Origin of the sequence: Wolbachia endosymbiont (group A) of Colletes cunicularius (genome assembly GCF_964264715.1) — a bacterium.
In the GTDB taxonomy this organism is placed as follows: domain Bacteria; phylum Pseudomonadota; class Alphaproteobacteria; order Rickettsiales; family Anaplasmataceae; genus Wolbachia.
In genome coordinates this window covers 1,190,766-1,212,396 of record NZ_OZ183471.1, presented here as the reverse complement: position 1 = coordinate 1,212,396, position 21,631 = coordinate 1,190,766, and the positions used below count along the sequence as shown (strand labels likewise).

Annotated in this window: 20 protein-coding genes and 5 pseudogenes; 16 read left to right on the top strand and 9 right to left on the bottom strand. The window is 35.3% G+C overall.

What is annotated here, in order from left to right; translation table 11 throughout:
• Positions 1-2 precede the first annotated feature (2 nt).
• Both ACFELZ_RS07195 and ACFELZ_RS07190 read left to right on the top strand, forming a co-directional pair.
• On the top strand, positions 3-1,610 hold the full coding sequence (locus tag ACFELZ_RS07195; protein ID WP_375316024.1) for a glycosyltransferase family 2 protein: 1,608 nt from the start codon (positions 3-5) through the stop codon (positions 1,608-1,610).
• The gene (locus ACFELZ_RS07190) at positions 1,559-2,620 is read left to right on the top strand and encodes a COX15/CtaA family protein (protein WP_375316023.1); all 1,062 of its coding nucleotides are present in this window, start codon (positions 1,559-1,561) and stop codon (positions 2,618-2,620) included. Before ACFELZ_RS07195 ends, ACFELZ_RS07190 begins: the two co-directional genes overlap by 52 nt.
• Here ACFELZ_RS07190 and ACFELZ_RS07185 read toward each other — a convergent pair.
• Both ACFELZ_RS07185 and ACFELZ_RS07180 read right to left on the bottom strand, forming a co-directional pair.
• Positions 2,569-4,665: an acetyl-CoA carboxylase biotin carboxylase subunit gene (locus tag ACFELZ_RS07185; protein ID WP_375316022.1), complete on the bottom strand. Its 2,097-nt coding sequence runs from the start codon at positions 4,663-4,665 to the stop codon at positions 2,569-2,571. The two genes, ACFELZ_RS07190 and ACFELZ_RS07185, sit on opposite strands and share 52 nt — an antisense overlap.
• Positions 4,666-4,737: 72 nt before the next feature.
• Positions 4,738-5,490 (bottom strand): ankyrin repeat domain-containing protein, encoded by a 753-nt coding sequence (locus tag ACFELZ_RS07180; RefSeq protein WP_375316021.1) that lies wholly within the window; start codon positions 5,488-5,490, stop codon positions 4,738-4,740.
• 150 nt (positions 5,491-5,640) lie between these two features.
• Here ACFELZ_RS07180 and gltX point away from each other — a divergent pair, with 150 nt between their 5' ends.
• On the top strand, positions 5,641-7,080 hold the full coding sequence (gltX, locus tag ACFELZ_RS07175) for a glutamate--tRNA ligase (protein WP_375316020.1): 1,440 nt from the start codon (positions 5,641-5,643) through the stop codon (positions 7,078-7,080).
• Positions 7,081-7,312: 232 nt separating this feature from the next.
• Here gltX and ACFELZ_RS07170 read toward each other — a convergent pair.
• Positions 7,313-7,519, bottom strand: a pseudogene (locus tag ACFELZ_RS07170) (IS66 family transposase); the annotation flags it as partial.
• A gap of 54 nt (positions 7,520-7,573) precedes the next feature.
• Between ACFELZ_RS07170 and ACFELZ_RS07165 the strand changes: the two are divergent.
• The 6 genes and pseudogenes from ACFELZ_RS07165 to ACFELZ_RS07140 all read left to right on the top strand — a co-directional run bounded on the left by ACFELZ_RS07165 (position 7,574) and on the right by ACFELZ_RS07140 (position 9,865).
• Entirely contained in the window at positions 7,574-7,771 is a 198-nt protein-coding gene (locus ACFELZ_RS07165; protein WP_375315805.1) for a transposase, read from the top strand.
• A gap of 3 nt (positions 7,772-7,774) precedes the next feature.
• Complete coding sequence (locus ACFELZ_RS07160) at positions 7,775-7,939, top strand: hypothetical protein (RefSeq protein WP_375315781.1); 165 nt, start codon at positions 7,775-7,777, stop codon at positions 7,937-7,939.
• Complete coding sequence (locus ACFELZ_RS07155) at positions 7,882-8,340, top strand: transposase (protein WP_375316623.1); 459 nt, start codon at positions 7,882-7,884, stop codon at positions 8,338-8,340. The genes ACFELZ_RS07160 and ACFELZ_RS07155 overlap by 58 nt, the downstream gene beginning before the upstream one ends.
• 15 nt (positions 8,341-8,355) lie before the next feature.
• Positions 8,356-9,111 (top strand): annotated as a pseudogene (locus ACFELZ_RS07150) (integrase core domain-containing protein); the annotation flags it as partial.
• 34 nt (positions 9,112-9,145) lie between these two features.
• Positions 9,146-9,373: pseudogene (locus ACFELZ_RS07145) on the top strand (recombinase family protein); the annotation flags it as partial.
• Positions 9,374-9,439: 66 nt separating this feature from the next.
• Positions 9,440-9,865, top strand: a complete 426-nt coding sequence (locus ACFELZ_RS07140; RefSeq protein WP_375316019.1) for a hypothetical protein — start codon at positions 9,440-9,442, stop codon at positions 9,863-9,865.
• Here the strand turns inward: ACFELZ_RS07140 and ACFELZ_RS07135 are convergent.
• The 3 genes from ACFELZ_RS07135 to ACFELZ_RS07125 are packed head-to-tail and all read right to left on the bottom strand — an operon-like array spanning position 9,856 to position 10,499.
• A complete protein-coding gene (locus tag ACFELZ_RS07135) occupies positions 9,856-10,239 on the bottom strand; it encodes a transposase (protein ID WP_375316621.1) in 384 nt (127 codons plus the stop codon). The two genes, ACFELZ_RS07140 and ACFELZ_RS07135, sit on opposite strands and share 10 nt — an antisense overlap.
• A gap of 17 nt (positions 10,240-10,256) precedes the next feature.
• Positions 10,257-10,421, bottom strand: a complete 165-nt coding sequence (locus tag ACFELZ_RS07130; protein ID WP_375315781.1) for a hypothetical protein — start codon at positions 10,419-10,421, stop codon at positions 10,257-10,259.
• A gap of 3 nt (positions 10,422-10,424) precedes the next feature.
• On the bottom strand, positions 10,425-10,499 hold the full coding sequence (locus ACFELZ_RS07125; protein WP_375316676.1) for a transposase: 75 nt from the start codon (positions 10,497-10,499) through the stop codon (positions 10,425-10,427).
• 119 nt (positions 10,500-10,618) lie between these two features.
• Between ACFELZ_RS07125 and ACFELZ_RS07120 the strand changes: the two are divergent.
• A pseudogene (locus ACFELZ_RS07120) lies at positions 10,619-11,417 on the top strand (IS982 family transposase).
• Here ACFELZ_RS07120 and ACFELZ_RS07115 read toward each other — a convergent pair.
• The 3 genes and pseudogenes from ACFELZ_RS07115 to ACFELZ_RS07105 form a co-directional block, all read right to left on the bottom strand.
• A complete protein-coding gene (locus ACFELZ_RS07115) occupies positions 11,389-11,697 on the bottom strand; it encodes a reverse transcriptase N-terminal domain-containing protein (RefSeq protein ID WP_375316018.1) in 309 nt (102 codons plus the stop codon). The pseudogene ACFELZ_RS07120 and the gene ACFELZ_RS07115 sit on opposite strands and share 29 nt — an antisense overlap.
• Positions 11,698-12,352: 655 nt before the next feature.
• Positions 12,353-12,598: pseudogene (locus ACFELZ_RS07110) on the bottom strand (PD-(D/E)XK nuclease family transposase); the annotation flags it as partial.
• Between the two features lie 205 nt (positions 12,599-12,803).
• Complete coding sequence (locus ACFELZ_RS07105) at positions 12,804-14,717, bottom strand: ATP-dependent helicase (protein ID WP_375316017.1); 1,914 nt, start codon at positions 14,715-14,717, stop codon at positions 12,804-12,806.
• Positions 14,718-15,100: 383 nt separating this feature from the next.
• Here ACFELZ_RS07105 and ACFELZ_RS07100 point away from each other — a divergent pair, with 383 nt between their 5' ends.
• Genes ACFELZ_RS07100 through ACFELZ_RS07075 form a run of 6 tightly spaced genes read left to right on the top strand, consistent with a single transcriptional unit; the run spans position 15,101 to position 21,541 of the window.
• Positions 15,101-15,688 carry an NADH-quinone oxidoreductase subunit J gene (locus ACFELZ_RS07100; protein ID WP_265032723.1) on the top strand — a complete coding sequence of 196 codons (588 nt, stop codon included), beginning with the start codon at positions 15,101-15,103 and terminating at the stop codon, positions 15,686-15,688.
• A complete protein-coding gene (nuoK, locus tag ACFELZ_RS07095; protein ID WP_019236815.1) occupies positions 15,679-15,987 on the top strand; it encodes an NADH-quinone oxidoreductase subunit NuoK in 309 nt (102 codons plus the stop codon). The genes ACFELZ_RS07100 and nuoK overlap by 10 nt, the downstream gene beginning before the upstream one ends.
• 4 nt (positions 15,988-15,991) lie before the next feature.
• A complete protein-coding gene (gene nuoL / locus ACFELZ_RS07090; RefSeq protein ID WP_375316016.1) occupies positions 15,992-17,839 on the top strand; it encodes an NADH-quinone oxidoreductase subunit L in 1,848 nt (615 codons plus the stop codon).
• 3 nt (positions 17,840-17,842) lie between these two features.
• Positions 17,843-19,285, top strand: coding sequence for a NuoM family protein (locus ACFELZ_RS07085; protein ID WP_375316015.1), 1,443 nt, complete (start codon positions 17,843-17,845; stop codon positions 19,283-19,285).
• Positions 19,282-20,667 carry an NADH-quinone oxidoreductase subunit N gene (locus ACFELZ_RS07080; protein WP_375316014.1) on the top strand — a complete coding sequence of 462 codons (1,386 nt, stop codon included), beginning with the start codon at positions 19,282-19,284 and terminating at the stop codon, positions 20,665-20,667. The genes ACFELZ_RS07085 and ACFELZ_RS07080 overlap by 4 nt, the downstream gene beginning before the upstream one ends.
• Positions 20,668-20,671: 4 nt before the next feature.
• The gene (locus ACFELZ_RS07075) at positions 20,672-21,541 is read left to right on the top strand and encodes a biotin--[acetyl-CoA-carboxylase] ligase (protein WP_375316013.1); all 870 of its coding nucleotides are present in this window, start codon (positions 20,672-20,674) and stop codon (positions 21,539-21,541) included.
• Positions 21,542-21,631 lie beyond the last annotated feature (90 nt).

Here is a 21,631-nt window from a genome sequence, read left to right as displayed (position 1 = left end):
AATTGCCTATACTTCAAGCTGATAATGTAGAAAAAATTAAGTTTGATTCTAGTTTGTGCAAAGAGCCAGAGAAACTTTTTTACTATAAATTTAATATGGTTCCTTGGCAAAAATTAAATGATACTACTTTTTTTATGGTTGAAGACACAAGCCGAGATATCAACCGTTGGGTCGAAGCTCATTACGGTATTGACTATGTATTAATAAAAGTGGATAGCGAACAGATTTTAAATCTTCTTAACTCGCACTTTGGTATTTCAGAATTTGCAAGCAACTACTTATATTACAAGAATGCTAATTTTTCAGCTAAAAGCATTAAACTAAGCTCAATATTTTTTGCTTCTTTCTTTATTGTAACTTCAATTTTAACACTAACAGAGAAATATACATATTTTGCTTTGATGTTGATATTTATAATCGGATGTTCTAGTTATTTATTCAAGTTTATAGCTACAATTTTTAACTTATGTGAAACCTCCAACCAAAAAGTGGATTATAGTAAGCTGAATGAAGAAGATTTTCCTATATATACTATTTTATTGCCTGCTTTTAAAGAAAGTGCAGTGATAGAGCAATTGATCGAAAGCATTGAAAGTTTGGATTATCCAAAATCGAAATTAGATGTGAAGCTTCAGGTAGAAAGTGATGATCAGGAAACGCTAGCAGCTATAGAAAAGTACACTTTACCACAGTATTTTGAAGTAATAAAAGTGCCTCATTCTTTGCCTAGAACAAAAGCCAAGTCATGCAATTATGCTATGAGCTTTGCTAGAGGAAAGTATGCAGTAATATATGATGCGGACGATAAACCAGACCCATTGCAGTTAAAAAAAGCACTGATTGAATTTAATAAGGGCGACGATAAGCTTGCCTGTGTACAGGCGAAATTAAATTACTATAATTGTGATTATAATTTTCTCACAAAATCCTTTTTTCTGGAGTATATGAACTGGTTTCAATACTTATTGCCTGGATTCCAAAAAATGAACATGCCAATGCCTTTGGGTGGTAGCAGTAATCATTTTTCAGTAAAAATTCTAAAAAAATTGTTTTTCTGGGATGCTTATAGTGTTACCGAAGATGCTGACCTTGGTTTGAGACTTGCGCAAATGGGATATAAAACCAGGATGATTGACTCAGAAACATTGGAAGAGTCACCAATTGCTGTATTTGCTTGGATTAAGCAAAGAGCGCGCTGGATCAAAGGCTATATGCAAACTTATATTGTTCATTTAAAAAATATAAAGTCTCTTTATAAACACACTGGATTTAAGGGAATTTTGCTATTGAATCTTTTTGTTGGCTCTGCAGCTTTTATATTTTTTACTACTCCATTTTTACTGCTTTCATTGATATTAACTAAAGTTTTAAATGAATTATTTTTGTACTACTTTGTAGTGGTATACGTTACTAACCTGATTCTTTTGGTAATAGCTGTCAAACAGCAAAAGATGCCTTTTTATTTTTATATAGTATCGATATTTTTTCCGGTCTATAGTCTGCTACATAGTGTTGCAGCTTTTCTTGCCTTGTGGGAATTTATTCTTTACCCTGAGCGATGGAACAAAACTCATCATGGTTTATGGAACAAAAGCAATCAAAACCTGTAGCTATTTGGCTTTTTCTCTGCTGTATTATGGTAATTCTCATGGTGGGGATTGGTGGATTTACCAGACTTTCAAAAGCAGGATTGTCAATCACGGAGTGGAAACCCATCACTGGAACATTGCCACCACTGAGTGGACAAGATTGGCTACAAGAAAGATTAAAATATGAAACTACACCTGAGTATAAAGCATTCAACTATGGTATGAGTATGGAGGAATTTCAGGCTATATACTTAATAGAATATGTACACAGATTGGTTGCAAGACTAACAGGTTTAGTTTTTGTCCTGCCATTTATATATTTTACATTAAGAAGAAAAATATCTAAAAAGGTAGTAATAAGGCTATTTGTGGCATTATTATTTGGAGCTTTACAAGCTTTTGCTGGTTGGTATATGGTTAAAAGTGGTTTAGTAACTGAACCTCATGTTAGCCACTATAGGCTTGCACTTCACTTATTATTAGCATTAATTGTCTTTGCATTATTGTCATATCAATTTTTTGATTACCAAATCAGGCCAAAGCAAACTAAACTTAAGATTAGTAGTGACGCTATATACTACACAGGGATGATTTTGGCCCTAATTGTAATACAAATAATTTTCGGTGCGTTTGTTGCGGGATTAAATGCTGGTTTGATTTACAATACCTTTCCACTAATGTACGGACAAATTGTTCCAGAAGATTTATTTTTCTTACACCCTATATGGCTGAATATCTTTGAGAACAGAGCGACAGTGCAATTTATACATCGAGCACTGGCATTGCTAATACTAGCTTTGGTAGTAATACTCACAGTAAAAAATGCTAGCGTAAAACCGGCATATATTATGCTGCTCTCCGTTATCATTCAGATCATTTTAGGTATAATTACTCTATTATTGCACATACCAATAGCCATTGCCATAGCTCATCAAGTGTTTTCATTTATCTTGTTTGGGTCAAGTTTATACTTCTTGTGTTATTTAAGAAAGCAGACTACATCACCAATCTGCACATTTTTTCCTTCTTGAACGGGAATATTTTTTATCACCATTGCTGCTTCAGCGCATATAATATTTTCCATTTTCATTGCCTCCACCACAAATAAAGGTTGTCCTATTTCCACCTGATCTCCTATGTTTACGTGCAACTTAACTAATAAGCCAGATATTGGGGATTTTACAGCATCTGCTGAAATCCCTTCTGTTTCATTATTTAGCATTAACCTACTTAATTCAGCTACATGAGGCTTAAATATACAACACTCAGCTTTCATGCCTGCATGCCTTATGAAGTATTTGCTGCCTTGTTTTTCTACTTTAAATGTTATATCAGCATCATCATTAATTGTAATATATAGTAACTTATGACTTGATTTCCACTTACCCACCACGGAGTATTTATTGTGATTATATACTGTTGTTAATGTATTATCTTGGTATTTTGCATTTATGGAGTACTCATTATCATTTATTTTCACTATGAATAAATCTCTTGCATGGTCATCTGTCGTTTCAATGCCATAAGGTGTCATCCGAATAGCTGACACTGGTGCCCCTTCTTTTTTACTAGATTCCAGTGTCACGCGCTGGAATGACATCGGAGATGTTTTATTCACTGCTTCGTAATAGTACCTTTCTTCATTTTCTAAATGAACATACAGTGCAGCAAAAATAAATATTTTAATATATTCCTCTGTAATAAAATCGCCTTGAAACCCACTGGGATAATGGTCTGGAATGAATCTCGTGTGGAGCTTTGCTGCAATAAAATTTGGGTGATGGAAGATGGATTCTAGAAGTTCTATATTATTTGTTACTCCTTCTATATAGCATTCAGACAATGCTTTTTGCATTCTGCTGATCGCTTCTACTCTATCTTTTCCATATGTTATAACTTTTGCAATCATTGAGTCATAGAACGTGCTAATTTCTGAACCTGCAGCAACTCCATCATCTATTCTTACATAATCATTTCCACCTGGTTTATCGTAATATTTTATTCTTCCGCTGGAAGGGAAAAATTTCTTTGATGGGTCTTCAGCGCAAATTCTACTTTCTATTGCAGAACCAGTAAGTTTAATATCATCCTGATTGAATCTCAATTTCTCTCCACAGGAAGTTCTAATCATTTCTTCTACTATGTCTATTCCAGTTATAAATTCTGTTACTGGATGCTCAACTTGTAATCTCGTATTTACCTCAAGAAAATAGAAGTTTTGGTCTTTATCTACAACAAACTCAACAGTGCCTGCTGAAAAATAGCCAACTTGCTTTGCTAGAGAAACACATTGGACATACATTTTTTGTCTTACTTCTTCACTAATGAATGGACTTGGCGTTTCTTCTATTATTTTCTGATTATTCCTTTGTATCGAGCATTCCCTTTCTCCAAGACACACTATATTGCCATATTTATCTGCTATGATTTGTATTTCAATATGTCTTGGTAGTTCTATATATTTCTCTATAAAGATACTGCTATCCTTAAAACTTTTCTCTGCTTCATTTGTTGCTGATGTGAACGCTAGTTCAATTTCTTTTTTGGAATTTACAATTCGCATTCCTTTGCCACCACCGCCTGATGCAGCTTTGAGCATAACGGGAAAACCGACCTCTTCAGCAACTTGAGCTGCGTGGGCAGCATCGCTGATCTTACCCATATATCCTGGCACTACATTCACTCCAGCTTTTCTTGCCGCTTCTTTTGCTGTTATTTTGTTGGCTGTAACTTCTATTGTTTCTGCACTGGGAGCGATGAAGTCTATATTATGTTTTTGAAGAGCACGTGGAAAATCTGGATTTTCTGCTAAAAAGCCATAGCCAGGATGAACTGCCTGCGCACCTGTTTCAACTGCTACTTCACATATTTTTTCAATGTTTAAATAACTGAGACAAGAAGGCGAAGGGCCGATATATCTTGACTCATCTGCTTGTCTTACATGTACAGAATTTACATCTGCATCCGAATATACACAGACACAAGATATATCCATCCTACGAGCAGTTCTGATAATCCTGCAGGCAATTTCTCCTCTGTTTGCTATTAAAATTTTATTGTACTTCTTTTCCGTCATTGTATGAGTATACTTTCTTAAGTTAAGAAAGTAAATTTCTATATCATTGCCTGCAAGTAATTTCTAGCTTCGTTAAACAGCCAAACCTTCTTCAAATTGTATAACCTTAACATTAACTTCCGCTAAAGTGCTTTCGTTATGCAAGGCATGTATCTCGCTACATGCTTTAACTGACAGGTATGTGACTCCACCAGAAGCTATTGCAACCATCGAGCTTAGTGCAAAAGTCTGAGAAGATAGATACAGAAAATATAAAGATAAACACAAGGCAGCAATACACGCTATAGCTCCTACTATATACAAACACAGGTGAAACTTCTGATTACATATAAAGCTGTCTTTCATGCCTGCGATTTGCTTAATTTCTTTCTGTTGTGCAGCATCTAAGTAATAAAGAGGAGTTTCCCTTTTCTTATTAAAAGCATGGTCTTTACTGCAGAGCGCACCTTTAATATATTTTTTATTACATTTGAGTTCCTCTTTCAATCTGCTTACTTCTTTCCGATCTCCAGCTTCTTCTGCTTTTGTAATTTTGTTATCAGCTTCCGTCTCTAAGTAATGCACAATCTCTTTTACTGCAGGCAGCAAAATTCCACTTCTTGCTGCTTCATGAAATGGATTATTTCCATATTCATTATGCGCAGTTACAGAAGCAATGTTCTCCCTGCAAATGTCTACAAATTTATCTTTGTTTTGTATTCTTGCAGCTAGATGCAAGAGATTATCTGCCTGTACTATTCGTCTTGTTTTATCAAATGGGCCGGTGTAACGCCAATGAACATTATTTTTATTATTTGAGAACAGCATTGCTATATCTTCATCCATAACATACCTCGCTATATTTAACCAATACTAAATTATACAACACGATTTATTAAAAATAAATAAAATTTAATCTCTCAGGATAAATAAATTCTACATTGTTACGAACGTGGATTTTGGGTATCATAGCCTATACTTTACTGTAACGATAACATGCCAGACGTAGTCACGAGGTTCGCTCCATCACCAACAGGGTTTTTGCACATTGGAGGAGCTCGTACTGCGTTATTTAATTGGCTCTATGCGAAACGTCATGGCGGAAAATTTTTGCTAAGGATTGAAGATACCGATAGAAAACGTTCAACACAAGAAGCAATTGATGCAATTATAGAAGGGCTAAAATGGCTCGGTGTGAGCTATGATGGAGAAATAGTATATCAGTCAAAAAGAATAGAGCGGCATAAAGAAGTAGCAAACCTTTTGGTTGAGAAGGGTAGGGCGTATCACTGTTATTGCCCTGAAGATGGAGTTACAGAAAAGAAAATAAAAGCAAGAGAAGAGGGCAAGATATACAAGCATAAATGTACTACAAAACCTCCTTCTTGTCATCCCAGTGCTCGACACTGGGATCCAGAAAAAAATATGTGGATTCCAGCGTCACGCGCTGGAATGACATCGGGTGTGAGGTCAGTTATCCGTTTCAAAGTGCCAGACTCGCAAGAGATCGTCGTTGATGATAAAATATACGGCCCAATCAAAGTAAGTAGCGAGCAGCTTGATGATATAGTGATCTTACGCTCTGATAACACTCCAACATATATTTTTGCCGTAGTGGTTGACGATCATGATGCTGGAATAACTGATATAATACGTGGCTCTGATCACCTAACTAACACCTTCAAGCAATTGCTGATATATCAGGCTCTTGATTTTGACATTCCACGCTTTGCACATGTGCCGCTTATCCATGGAGAAGATGGGAATAAGCTATCCAAAAGGCATGGTGCCACAAGCGTTTGCGATTATGAAAAGATGGGAATATTGCCAAAAGCGATGCGTAATTACTTGCTGAGACTTGGCTGGAGTCACGGCAACGATGAGATTATTAGCGATGAGCAAGCAATAGAGTGGTTTAATTTAGAAAGTATTGGTCGTTCACCTGCACGACTCGATTTCAAAAAACTGGAGCATTTGAATAACCACTATATTAGTAATATGAGCAATGAAGATATTCTGACTCTAATGCTTAGAGAAAATACTCTAACTGACAAAAAAAAGGGCTATTTACTGCAGGGACTGACGGAGCTGAAAAAAAGAGCAAACTACCTGACCGAATTATTGGATTTAGCAAAATTTTATATTCAAGATCCGCCACTTGATTTAAGTGAAGAAGCTTGTCAAATTGTCAAATCTAACCTCAATATAATTAAGTTACTCGCATCATTTCTGTCAAAGATCGGTGATGAAAATTGGAATAAGGGTTTTTTATCTTCTCAGGTCAAGGAATGTGCAAAATCACATGATATGAAAATAAGCGGTGTATACCACTCATTACGTGCCCCTATAACTGGAGTAATGGATGCACCTGGAATCATCGATATCATGGTGATTCTTGGTAAAGACGAGTGTATAAGAAGGTTACAAGCAATTTAAATGAAATAAGAAAATTCCTTGACAAACTCCTCCAGCCCCCTTATTATGACAATAAGGGTATTTATGACTCAAAACTTGTTTTTGACCTGCAGGCTCAATGACAAAATTCAGTAAAAAACTCAGGGTATTTATTGGCGGATTACATAAAATTATAGCGGCTGCATGTCTTTTAAATTTTTTCTACATTCAGCCAAATCGCGCTTATTTTAAGGTATCCGTTCAGCAGAGTGGTTTAAGAAACAATAGATAGGAGATTTTGGAAAGGGTTTAGCCCATTTTGTTTCCATGTTAAGTATAATGAAATTATCCGCTCAAGGAATGTGTTTCCCCGTTTTGATTGTGTAAAATATGAATTTTTGCGATAAACAACGTAGTGTCGTATCTGTTGCTCAGCACGGTTATTTGTCAGCGGAATATTTTCTGGGTCATCTAAGAGCCTGTCTTCAAACTAAGTAGAAAGGAGTTAAGAAGTGTGTTATAAGATATATTTTAAATGTACCCAAGCGATATAAGTGACAAAGAATGGAAGATAATAGAGCTATATTTTGAACCTAAAAAGACCGGTAGACCAAGAAAACATAGTATTAGAACAATTATTAACGCAATCCGCTATATGATGAGAACAGGATGTCAATGGAGACAACTGCCTAAAGATTTTCCACCATGGAAAACAGTGTATAGTTGTAATTAGCGATTGAAAAAAAGTGGAATATGGCAAGAGATTCATGATTTTCTAGTTAAAAAAGTAAGAGAGATAATTGGTAAGAATGAAACTCCATCAGTGGGAATAATAGATAGCCAATCAGTAAAAACTACTCAAAAAGGGGATCCAGAGGATATGATGCTGGCAAGAAAGTAAAGGGTAGAAAGCGCCACATCGTTGTAGATACTGTAGGTCTTGTAATTGCTGCTGAAGTACAAAGTGCAAGCATTCAGGATCGTGATGGTGCACTAAATCTTTTTGTTCAAGCCAAATGCAAAGCTCCAACATTACATAAGTTTTTTGCTGATCAAGGATACACAGGTAAATTGCAAAACCTCTGCTTATTGGAAACTGGATGTTTATTGACGATTACCAAGAAAATAGTTGATACAGGATTTCAGGTTATTCCCAAACGTTGGATTGTTGAGAGAACCTTTGCTTGGCTCTCCAATTTTAGACGTATGAGTAAGGATTATGAGCATTCTCCTCTCACTTCAAAAAACAACATCTTCTTTAATATGATCACTATTATGCTTCACAAATTAGCTCATTCTTGAGTTTGAAGACAGGCTCTAAGAAATGACCTTGAAACTTTGAAAAAGAGACTTAAAGCACTGGAGGCAAAAGTAGCTCAAGACGGAATCATTTTAACTGAAGAACAACTTGCAGCTTTAGAAAAAGTGAAAGAACAAAGGGAAGCTCATGGTGAAATTGAGACGCAACATCCAGGTTATTTGGGTTCTCAAGATACCTATTATGTGGGCAATATCAAAGGCATAGGGCACATTTATCAGCAAACTTTTGTTGATACTTATTCCAGAGTTGCAATGGTTAAACTTTACACGGACAGAACAGCTATTACAGCTGCAGATCTTCTTAACGATAGAGTTATCCCATTTTTTGATGAGCAGAGAATTCCATTATTACGCATTCTAACTGATAGGGGTACGGAGTATTGTGGCAAGCCCGAAAATCACGCTTATCAGCTATATTTAGGAATCGAAAATATCGATCATTCTAGAACCAAAGCCAACTCTCCACAAACTGATGGCATATGTGAAAGATTCCATAGAACTATGCAAGATGAGTGTTACAATATTATCTTTAGAAAGAAAATCTACTATTCTTTGGAGGATCTACAGATCGATGTTGATCATTGGTTGCGTTCTTACAATGAGACAAGGCCTCACTCAGGCAAATACTGCTATGGCAAAACACCTATGCAAACGTTTTTTGACAGTAAACATATTGCTTTTCAGAAAAATATTAGTAGCATTAAACAACAGCCTGATATTAGTTTTGACTACGTCAATTCTTCTGTCAGTTAATTCTTGTCTGTCAGATTAAATCTTGTCTTTTACACGTCAATTGGAGGAGGGAAAATATGCAAGTGTGAAAGAGATAAGCATAAAAATTAAGATAAGCATGAGAAGAATACAACAAATTTTAAGGTTAAATTATTTAGCACCAAAGATTAAGGAAGACATAATAAATGGGAGACAACCAAGAGGCTTGAAGTTAGTGAATTTAAGAGAAATACCGATGTTGTGGAGTGAGCAGTTGGAGAGATTTTACAAATTAGCGCCTTAAAAATTGCACAATTAATACTTTACTAACATAACTCATTTATAAAGACAACAGTAGGAGTATAATAGTATGAGAACAATAAAAAACGCTAATAGAGCAGACATAACTTATGAGTTGACAAGTGATGATGGTAAGTTAACAAATCAAGATAAAGAAAAGCTTTTTAAGCTATTAAAAAAGATAGGAGAGAGTAAAGGTATTAGTGAAAAATTTAAGAAATCTGATTACAACACAAGAAAGATTCTGCTGACAAGAGTAGTTTACAAACATGAAGGTAGAAAAGACGTATTTACACTACTAAATTATGCTAAACTTTGCAACAACAACCAAGCTGTAAAGGATCTTTTAGAAGAAGCCAAAAAACATGGTATTTTTGAGGAAGTTAATGATAAGAAAATAATCTCAGAATATTTAGGGAGTAATGGAGAACCAATACGTACCCATAGTGCTGTTGAAGATGGTGTAGTAAGAGCCTGTCTTCAAACTCAAGAATGAGCTAATTTGTGAAGCATAATAGTGATCATATTAAAGAAGATGTTGTTTTTTGAAGTGAGAGGAGAATGCTCATAATCCTTACTCATACGTCTAAAATTGGAGAGCCAAGCAAAGGTTCTCTCAACAATCCAACGTTTGGGAATAACCTGAAATCCTGTATCAACTATTTTCTTGGTAATCGTCAATAAACATCCAGTTTCCAATAAGCAGAGGTTTTGCAATTTACCTGTGTATCCTTGATCAGCAAAAAACTTATGTAATGTTGGAGCTTTGCATTTGGCTTGAACAAAAAGATTTAGTGCACCATCAAGATCCTGAATGCTTGCACTTTGTACTTCAGCAGCAATTACAAGACCTACAGTATCTACAACGATGTGGCGCTTTCTACCCTTTACTTTCTTGCCAGCATCATATCCTCTGGATCCCCTTTTTGAGTAGTTTTTACTGATTGGCTATCTATTATTCCCACTGATGGAGTTTCATTCTTACCAATTATCTCTCTTACTTTTTTAACTAGAAAATCATGAATCTCTTGCCATATTCCACTTTTTTTCAATCGCTAATTACAACTATACACTGTTTTCCATGGTGGAAAATCTTTAGGCAGTTGTCTCCATTGACATCCTGTTCTCATCACATAGCGGATTGCGTTAATAATTGTTCTAATAACGTGAATTCTGGATTAAAGGAGAATAGAAGAGGCAAGAAAACAGGGTAAACTCAGCAGTGATAAAAAAATAGATGAGGTTACCCATGGAAGATATAACAAAACTGTTTTGTTTGGTCGATGATTTTTGCAGAGATATAGAGAAAAATTTTGCAGATAAACTACTGCCAAATGGTAAAAACCCCACAAGAACAACGGAAATTGAGCACTCCGAAATCATGACAATAATCCTGCTATATCAACAATCTCCGTGTAAAACTTTCTATCTACATTACCTAACGTTGCTCTACAAATCAGAGTTTCCAAAGTTACCTTCATATACCAGGTTTGTTGCTCTAAAGCCTAGGGTTTTGTGGCATTTAGCAATGTTGTTGCATTGGCTTTGTGGACAGTCAGAAAACACTGGAATTTCATATATAGACACAACTCCCATTGCAGTTTGTCATGCAAAAAGAATATCCAAAAACAAAGTTTTTGCTGGAATTGCAAAATTAAGCAAGAGCACTTACGGCTGGTTTTTTGGTTTCAAATTACATATGGTAATCAATGAAAATGTTGAAATTCATGCACTTACGCTAACAAAAGGCAATGTTGATGATAGGATACCTGTGCCAAATCTGACGGAAAAATTAATCGGCCTTTTGTTTGGTGACAAAGGTTATATTGCAAAAGAGCTTTTTCAGAAGCTGTTTGACCGAGGTTTGAAACTTGTTACCAACGTGAAAAAAGGAGACTGTTTTTGGTTACCTAAAAAATAGACTAGAAATTGAACACACTCGCCATAGATCCCCTGTTAATTTTTTGGTTCATATCTTTTCTACTCTCATTTCCTATTCCATCAAATCCACAAAGCCTTCTATTTCCTGTACTTTCTTCCTTCCTTAATCCAGAATTCGCGTTTTAACTGCTTTATTCCTTGAAATTTAGCATTGCAAGTTGACCATAGTTGACGATCTACACCCGCTGTGTTTTTTCCTCGGTTTTCAGTTACTCTCTTAACAGCCAAAGCTTTTCCGCTAAAAGAGCGTGTGAGAAGATGTTGTAAAGCTTTTACCTTACCCCATCTTCCTTCTTGGACAGCCTTAACAATACGTCTTTGTAGCCTCACAATAACTTTCTGGCATTTCTTCCATGGCAATTGCTTCCATGCTTTCGGTAGATGCACTTACAGGTTTACTTGTAATCATCTGCTTTCCTACCTTAAGTGGTTAACAAAGTTTCTTGTCACGAGGGACCAAATGGAAGTCTGCTCGTTTTCACGCGAATTAATGTTACAAATTCTATCCATTTCGTTACAAAATGGCATTCGCTTTCTCCATTCTCCTTTACCTGCACTTCCATCAGCATTCCTTGCGGTTTGCTTGCCATGTAGGCGAAAATACAGGCTTACCCTGTTCCTTCTGTCATACAACAGTGGGTTAGGTGACTTCTCTATACCGGTGGAGTTATTATTTGCGTACATCTAGAAATGAAAAATGTAACTTATCCACATTACCTTTTTGGTTAGAGCTTATCAGCATCTTTAGCTCTTTCATAATTACGATACTTTGAAGTTTCACTTACGTTCACCATACCACTAGCCTAGCTCTCCAACCACATGATGCTTGTAGTTTATGCTCCTCTCACGATTGAGCATCTTCTTTTTCAAGAGGAGGTTCATTGTCCGCATCGCTTGGCACCAACCGGTTGCCCGATTCGCACTAATGAGTAGACTCAGATGGCAAAACATCTGGTTTAATAAGTTTTAGAATCCTTTCAGTTTCTTTCTGGAGGAATTCCTCTCCTTTTAAACAATATGACCGAAGACTTTCAGGTCGCACCATTTCTGCTATATATCTATTTCCGTGAGAATCCTTGCAGAGAACATCAACAATACTTTGTTTATCAGAAGCAATCTCAGGATCCATAATAGTGCTAAGAAACTCAACTTCTTGTATTGCATTTATCTCAGTAAACCCTAAAATATCGTTCAAAAAGTGGATCAGGATATTCTTATTTTTTTCCGTTCCAAAGATTTTTTTGAAACACAAATCATTGCGAGGATCGAGAAATTTTGAAAGAGCCATGGCAAAAATGCTTGAAAATATTAATAATTATACACTGTTATTAACAATTATTCAACCATATTTTTGAAGATAGCTAGTTTCTGTATTTATTTTAAATTGAAGAAAGCTCAAATGAAAGATCGTGTTTTTCACAGAATGCAGTCTGGTTACACATATAGTTGAAGTAATTCAGATTTGTAAGATATGTTTATCTGCAGTTATAGCTTCAACAGTAGGCGTTACTCTTGATTACTTCAACATTTTCTCTTGGCAATTCTTTAATGAACCGAGAAGTGCGCATCGGTTGCCACTGGTTGTTAATTTCCCTCCTATCTGCACATGAAATGATTAACCTTTCCTTTGCCCTGGTTATGCCAACATATGCAAGTCTCCTTTCTTCTTCTAAAGCTTTACCACTTTTATCTTCAAAAGATCTTTGATGAGGAAATAATCCCTCTTCCCAACCAGGTAGAAACACGCACGGGAATTCAAGTCCTTTGGCTGCATGAAGAGTCATAACATATACGGTGTCATCGTTATTCATATTATCCACTTCCATCACTAGACTTATATGCTCCAAGAAAGTTGTGGCATTATCGAAATTTTTTAAAGATGAGATGAGCTCCTTGACATTTTCTATTCGTGCTAAGCCTGTTAACTCCTCATTTTCAAGCATTTCAATATACCCTGATTGGTTTGCTACGATTTTAACGAATTCATGCAGTGGTTTTACGCTTACTATTTCTTCCCAAGCTTTAATTTTATTTAAAAAATCATTTAGTGAGAGTTTAATTCTTTCGGTTACTTGATTACTATTAACTAATATTTTTGCTGCCTCAAAAAAAGAAATTTTATTATCCTGAGCAGTCGTGTATATTTTCTTTAGAGTTGTAGCTCCTATGTTTCTTTTTGGCCGGTTTACGATCCTTTCAAAAGCTAAGTCATCGTTATTGTTTGTAACAAGTCTTAAATATGCAATTATATCCCTGACTTCCTGACGTTCGTAGAATTTTACGCCACTTATAATCTTGTAGGGAATTGAATATTTTATAAAATACTCTTCGAGAACTCTAGTTTGAAAAGTGGCCCTTACCAGCACTGCAATGTCACTAAATCTGTATTTATTAAGCTTTAATATCTGTTCACTTATGAACCTTGCTTCAGCTTTTCCGTCCCATAATTTTATTAGATTTACCTTTTCCCCTTCAATGTTTGTTGTCCACAATTTTTTTTCTAGCCGAGTTTTATTGTGATTGATAACATATGACGCAGTTGCAAGTATGTGAGATGTTGATCTATAGTTACACTCTAGTTTGACAGTTTTTGCATTTTTAAAATCATCAGAAAATTTTAAAATGTTTTCAACTTCTGCACCACGCCAACTATATATCGACTGATCGTCATCTCCCACACAGCAAATATTTGAGTGCTTTTTTGCAAGGTATTTTAGCCAAAGATATTGTATTGCATTTGTATCTTGATACTCATCTACCATGACATACTTAAACTTGTTTTGGTAGTAGGACAGAACTTCGGTCTTTTGATTAAAGAGTTGTATGTTATATAGCAATAAGTCACCAAAATCGACAGAGTTAAGGAACTTTAACCTTTCCTGATACTGGTGATAGACTTTGAGTGCAGTTACGTACACTGGCCTAAATGATTGAACGTCTTCCACTTCAGATGGCAACAAACACTTCTCTTTCCATTGCTGAATAATATTCATAATGGTCTTACATTTTTCTGATAGGTAATCAGGGCTGATTTCATTCATGATGTTTTTTATTACCTGTAATTGGTCATCCACACCAATAATTGTAAAATTGGAATTTAGCCCCACGACTTCAGCACGATGACGTAGAATTTTTGCTGCAATTGCATGGAAAGTGCCAAGCCATGGTATGTTTGTGCCTGTTAGCTCAAGTACCCTTGATACCATCTCATTTGCTGCTTTGTTTGTGAATGTCACTGCTAATATTTCATCAGAATAAGCGTGACCGTTCCTAATTATGTGCGCTATTCTTGAAGTGATCGTTCTTGTTTTTCCGGTTCCGGCTCCTGCCAATATTAAAACCGGTCCGTCTATGTTAGTTACAGCTAATTGTTGTTCTGGATTTAGCAGTGAGAGATAATTGTTCATTTGCAGCTCTATAGATTATAACTTCGTAAAGTTAAACCTATGATCGAAATATTGTAAAGGTTTTATCGAATAGAACAGTTAAAGAATGCTTCACTCAAGTACTACATATTTAAATGTAAGGTTTTACATCTATTTTGTTTTAGTAGTTTCAGGTGTATGTCGAATAGCAACAACTTGATTTGAGGTATTGGCACCAGAATTTCTGCTTGTTGGGTGAATAGGTGGAGTTTGGAATGGCATATGTACGCCTTCATTTCTATTTCTTCAGCTTTATAATAATTTAAAATGGCTTTGTAGTACAGTGTTTTAAATGTTTAATATAATATTGACTTTACAACAATAGTCACTTTAAATTAGTAATTGTTGTTGCAGTTAAAGTATCAATGCCTTTTTTCTTTTATTTTTTTGCAATTCTTAGCATTTTATCTGCTGTTTGTGTGATTAGTGTAAGAAATCCTGTGCATGCAGTATTATTTTTAATTTTCACCTTCGTTAATTCTGCAGTTCTTTTTATTCTCCTTGGAGCTGAATTCATCGCTATGATGGTGCTGATAGTATATATCGGTGCGGTTGCAGTGTTATTCCTTTTTGTAGTTATGATGCTCGATATTGACTACATAAGGTTGCGCCAGGGTTTTGCGAAGCATTTCACTCCTGGTGCTATATTATGTGTTGTGTTTTTTCTGATTATCAGTTTTGTAATCCGCAGCTCAACGCTGAATATAAGTAATGTTATAAACTATAATGCCAATAACGTGAAAGCTATCGGTAATTTGCTCTACACTGACTACATGTACGCTTTTCATCTTTCTGGTATTCTGCTGCTTGTTGCAATTGTCGGTGCAATTGCTCTTACTTTGCAGGACAAGAAAAAAGGAGTTAAAAAACAAAATGTATTAAAGCAATTGACACAATCTTCATCTGTAAAATTGATTAAGGCTAAATTTGGAAAAGGAGTAGAATGGAAATAGGATTAAATCATTTTTTGATAGTTGCTGCTATTTTGTTCACTATTGGGGTGTGCGGTATTTTCATTAACCGTAAGAGCATAATCAATATACTGTTATCAATAGAAATATTATTGCTGGCGATTAACATCAATTTAGTTGCTTTTTCTGCCTTTATGAATGATATAGTTGGGCAAATTTTTGTGATGTTTGTGTTGACTGTTGCGGCAGCAGAGTCAGGAGTTGGGCTTGCAATATTGGTTGTATATTATAGAAGTCGTGGCAATATAGATGTTGAACAAGCGAACTTAATGAAAGAATGAAAGTATGATGGATATACTGAAATTAATAGTATTTTTGCCACTCTTTGGTTCGCTATTTGCAGCACTTTTTAGAAAAAGTCAGTTAGTTACAACGGCAGGGATTGGAATATCTGCAGTTTTATCTTGGTATGTTTTTTTCACCTTCTCTGAAAATTATCACTTGAGTTTATTTCCTCTATTTTCATTAAGTGTATTAAAAGTAAATTGGGCAATTAGTGTGGATGCTCTCTCATCCTTAATGCTTATTGTTATTACCACCGTTTCACTAGTAGTCCACCTCTATTCTATCGGTTATATGGAGCATGACAAAGGGAAGTCGAGGTTTTTTTCTTACCTATCGCTATTTACGTTTTGCATGATTGTGCTGGTTGTAAGCGATAATTTCGTGCAGCTTTTTTTTGGCTGGGAAGGGGTTGGCCTATGTTCTTATTTACTCATAGGATTTTGGTTCCAAAAATATTCTGCAAATAATGCAGCAATTAAAGCATTTGTTGTGAATAGGGTAGGAGACTTTGCACTATTGATTGGGATCTTTCTCATTTATTATACATTTCACTCTTTGAAATTTACTGAAGTTTTTGACACAGCTGATCTTCTTGGCGCACAGAACATTAGGGCATTCTGCTGTGAATTTAAAATAATTCATATAATATGCATATTACTTTTTATTGGCTGTATGGGTAAATCTGCACAGCTTGGTTTACATGTTTGGTTGCCAGATGCAATGGAAGGGCCAACCCCTGTTTCTGCACTCATTCACGCAGCAACGATGGTAACAGCAGGTATATTTTTAGTAGCAAAATGTTCTCCATTGTTTGAGCTATCAAATGTGGCACGAGGATTAATAGTTATTGTTGGAGCACTTACTGCTTTTTTTGCAGCTACGGTTGCGATTGCTCAGAACGATATAAAAAAAATAATTGCTTATTCAACCTGCAGCCAACTTGGTTATATGTTCATGGCATGTGGGCTTTCTGCTTACAATGTTGCTATTTTTCATTTAATGACACACGCTTTTTTTAAAGCTCTACTATTTCTTGGTGCTGGCAATGTAATTCATGCAATGTATCATGAGCAAAACATTCAGAAAATGGGAAATTGCTGGAAGAAAATCCCTTGCACTTACACTCTCATGTGGATTGGGTCTCTTGCGCTTTCTGGAATATTTCCATTTGCAGGTTTTTACTCAAAGGATTTGATAATTGAACATGCTTATAGCAAGGATAGCTTTGCTTTTGTAATAAGCTTAGTTGTTGCATTCTTCACAGCGTTTTACTCTTGGAGGTTATTGCTTCTTGTGTTCCATAGCCAAAAACAAAGTAAAATTAATATACATGAAGCACCGAAGATTATGCTTATACCATTACTGATACTTGCTTTTGGATCAGTATTTTCTGGAATATGGGGAGCAAATATTTTGAACATAACTAGTAATGCGTTTTGGAAATCAAGTTTAGTGATGATTGATGAGCATGGAGTTCATAATTTCTTTATAAAACTACTGCCAACCTTAGCAAGCCTAAGTGGAATAGCACTTGCGTACCTAATTTACCAATATCAAGTAATTAGGCAAATTAAGAGTAAATTTTTACTTAAGTTTTTGCAGAATAAATGGTACTTTGATGAGGTGTATGAGTTTGTTATCATTGCACCGATAAGATTTATGTCTAGGCTTCTATGGAAGTTTGATGTTAAGGCTATTGATTCATTTGGGCCAAATGGTGTTGTAAGGTTGGTTAATGAATGTTCAAAAAGTTCTATAAAGTTACAAACTGGTTATATATTTGATTATGCATTTATTATGTTTGTTACTTTAATAATCGGTGCTTTATATATTATTGGAATTAAATAGAAGGTGTTGTTACTTAGTATATTCTTGCTTCCACTGATAGGAGCGTTGATTTTATCCTCGATCAGGATTAATCATCAATCTATACACCTAAGATTCCTTGCCCTATTTTTTGCTGTACTTCCATTTTTGCTTAGCATTGTAGCTTGTATAGAATTTGATTATAACAATACGGACTTTCAGTTTGTCAGCTACCCAATTAGAAATATTGGAATAGGGGTGGATGGAATATCGTTGCTTTTCCTTCTACTTACGACCTTCTTGTTTGTTATTTGTATGCTCTATAATTGCAAAATGAGTTATACGACCCTCAAGCCATATATGGCATTATTTCTACTGCTTGAGAGTTTTGTAGTCGGTTTTTTCGTTTCACTGAATGCTATAAGCTTTTATGTGTTTTTTGAAGCTGTCTTAATACCAATGTTCTTTATTATTGGCATTTGGGGAGGGAAGCAAAGGATATATGCGACGTTTAAGTTATTTCTTTATACATTAACTGGCTCATTATTATTTCTACTTGGGTTGGTATACATCTATAGTGTTTTTGGAACGTTTAGTATACAAAAATTAGCTACATTAGTGCCAAGCCTTGATCTTGAAGTGCAGTCATTGCTGTGGATTGCATTTTTTATTTCTTTTGCAATAAAAGTACCTATGTTTCCATTTCACACCTGGCTTCCTGATGCGCATGTGCAATCACCAACTTCTGGATCTGTGATTTTAGCTGGCTTGCTTATTAAAATGGGGGGATATGGATTTTTAAGGTTTTCTATTCCAATGCTTCCTCAGGCAAGTTTGTATTTTTCAAATTTCGTTGTTGTGCTGAGCATTATTGCGGTGATATATGCTTCTCTAGTTGCGTTTGCTCAAGATGATATAAAGAAGTTAATAGCTTATTCTTCAATAGCACATATGGGGATCGTTACCGCTGGCCTCTTTTCATTTTGTGAGGAAGGAGTACTGGGTAGCATATTTCAAATGATTAGTCATGGCCTTATTTCTGCTGCTTTATTTTTGTGTGTTGGAATGCTATATACTCGAACTGGAACTTTGGAGATTGCAAAGTACTTTGGCATAGTAAACACAATGCCAAAATTTGGTTTTATGTTCATTTTATTTTCAATGGCTTCAATAGGGCTACCTGGAACATCTGGATTCATAGGTGAGTTTTTGGCTATGGTTGGAATGTTTAAGAGCATAGGGTTTTTTACAGGATTTATCACACTTGGCACTATTTTAAGCGCAGTTTATATGCTGAATTTATGTAAGCAAATAATATGGGGGGTTAGCTATTCTAAATTATTAAATAATCGCTTGGATAGCATAGAATTTTCTGTCTTAATTCTGCTTGCAGTGTTTGTTATTTTGCTCGGATTCTACCCAACCCTTGCACTGAATTATTTGAAGCCATATATGGCAAATTTGTTAGTCAAATATAATGCGCTATGAATTATATACAGATATTGCCGGAAACGTTCTCTATTATCTCCTCGTTAGTGTTGCTACTGCTTGGAATTATATTTAACCGCCGAACTATCAACTTATTAGCACTTGGCTGCACAGTGGTAACTTTGATTATTTTAATTATTTCGGCAGAAAACAATGAAATTTTTCTCTTTAATTCGTTGTTAAAACTCAATTTATACATCAGGTCAGCCCAAGGTTTAATTCTCAGCACAGGAATTTTAATACTTTTGATGCTGAATTTATCAAAATATGACTATAAATATGAATTTTCAATACTGATTCTTTTTGCGCTATTTGGCATGATAACTTTGGTTTCAGCAAATAGTCTGATTTCTTTTTATTTAGCTTTTGAGTTGATGAGTATATCTTTGTATGTTCTTGCGAGCTTTAATAAAGATTCAGCTTATTCATGTGAAGCAGGAGTGAAATATTTTACACTTAGTGCACTATCTTCCTGCATTATGCTATATGGAATGTCGCTGCTTTATGGATATACAGGACAAGTCAATTTCTCTGAGCTCGGTTCATTCTTACAAAACCATCAGATAACTTATGGAATAGTTTTTGGGTTAGTTTTTATCCTTATTGGTTTGTGTTTCAAGCTTGCTATTGCTCCTTTTCATATGTGGGCTCCAGATGTCTATCAAGGTGCACCTACCATAGTAACTGCGTTTTTTTCTACGGCCCCAAAAGCTGCACTTGTAACATTTTTAATTCGATTGATGAATGAAGAGTTAGTAAATGTAAAAAGTTATGTTCAGCCTATTTTCTTATACGTTTCAGCATTGTCTGTGCTTATCTCAGCTTTTGGGGCCTTGCGTCAGCAAAACTTAAAAAGGCTGCTTGCTTACAGTTCAATTGGTCACATTGGTTTTATATTTGCTTCACTTTCTATTTTTACACAAGCAGGAACAGATAGTGCCTTAATGTATCTGGTGATATATATCATCACAAGCATAGGGCTATTCTCATATCTCGTACAAATTGACGATGACGATTGTGATATTGCAAATTTATCTGGTATAGGAAAAAAGCAACCAATTTTAGCATTCCATCTTTCTATACTATTACTCTCGATGTCGGGAATACCTCCACTTGCAGGTTTTATCGCTAAATTTTTTATATTCAAAAGTTTAATAAATTCTGGCTTTATCAGCCTGTCTTTGATCCTTGTAATAGCGAGTGTGATATCATGCTACTATTATTTAAATATCATGAAAGTTATGTATTTTGATAAAGCTAGTGGTAATAAGGTTGCTTATTCTAAGGGTCTATTCATTATTACTTCAGTGGCTTCACTGATCAACCTCGTTCTTTTCTTGTATGTAGAAGATCTTTACTCACTCATTGAACTAAAGGGCTGACAAGGTGATCCCTGAGGGCTTTCATATTCATCATTACAAAGAAGTTTCAAGCACTAACGAAGAAGCGTTGGGTTTAATTGAGAGAGGGATATCTAATGAAACTATTATTATTGCCGATAAACAAACAGAAGGTAGGGGACGCACTGGAAAAAGCTGGATTTCTCCCGAGGATAATTTTTATGCAAGTTTGGTAGTAAACCTCTTTAACAATTATCTCGATAAAAGCCCGCTTTCGGTGTCATTCCAGCGCGTGACGCTGGAATCTAGGAATCAAGAAGCATGGATCCCAGTGTCAAGCACTGGGATGACATCGGATGGTACTGGGATAACAGTAGGCTTAACGAGTCAAGTTAAAGACATCAGCAAATTAACAGAATTGACTTTTGTGACTGCTCTTGCTGTAGGGAATACTTTACTGTCATTTATGAATGATAGTAACATTCAATATAAATGGCCAAATGATGTCCTAGTTGATAGTAAAAAAATCAGTGGAATATTGCTTGAAAGAAAGTCCAATTCGAATTGGCTCATTATAGGAATTGGAATTAATTTCAATCATGCACCACTTCCAGGAACAACGTGCATTAGCAATTACGGTGAATCTGTGTCTAACATGGATCTGTTAAAGGAATTAATAATAAATTTTAATAAGCTAAGAAAACAATGGCTATTTGATGGGTTTTATGCTATAAGAGAAATGTGGTTAAAAAAAGCATTCAAAATGAATGAGCAAATCAGTGTAAAGTTAGCTGACAAATTGTATGAAGGAATTTTTGCTGATATAGATAAAAGTGGTAAATTGGTGTTGCAGCAAAAGGATGGAAGCTTAATTTATTTTGATGCAGGTGAGTTATTTATTGATAATGCATTATGAATACATATGTAATTTTTGCTTACCTTATTAGTTTTACGTTGATTACCGGAGAACTGATTTTTACCATTTCTTGCTATACTAAAAGTAAAA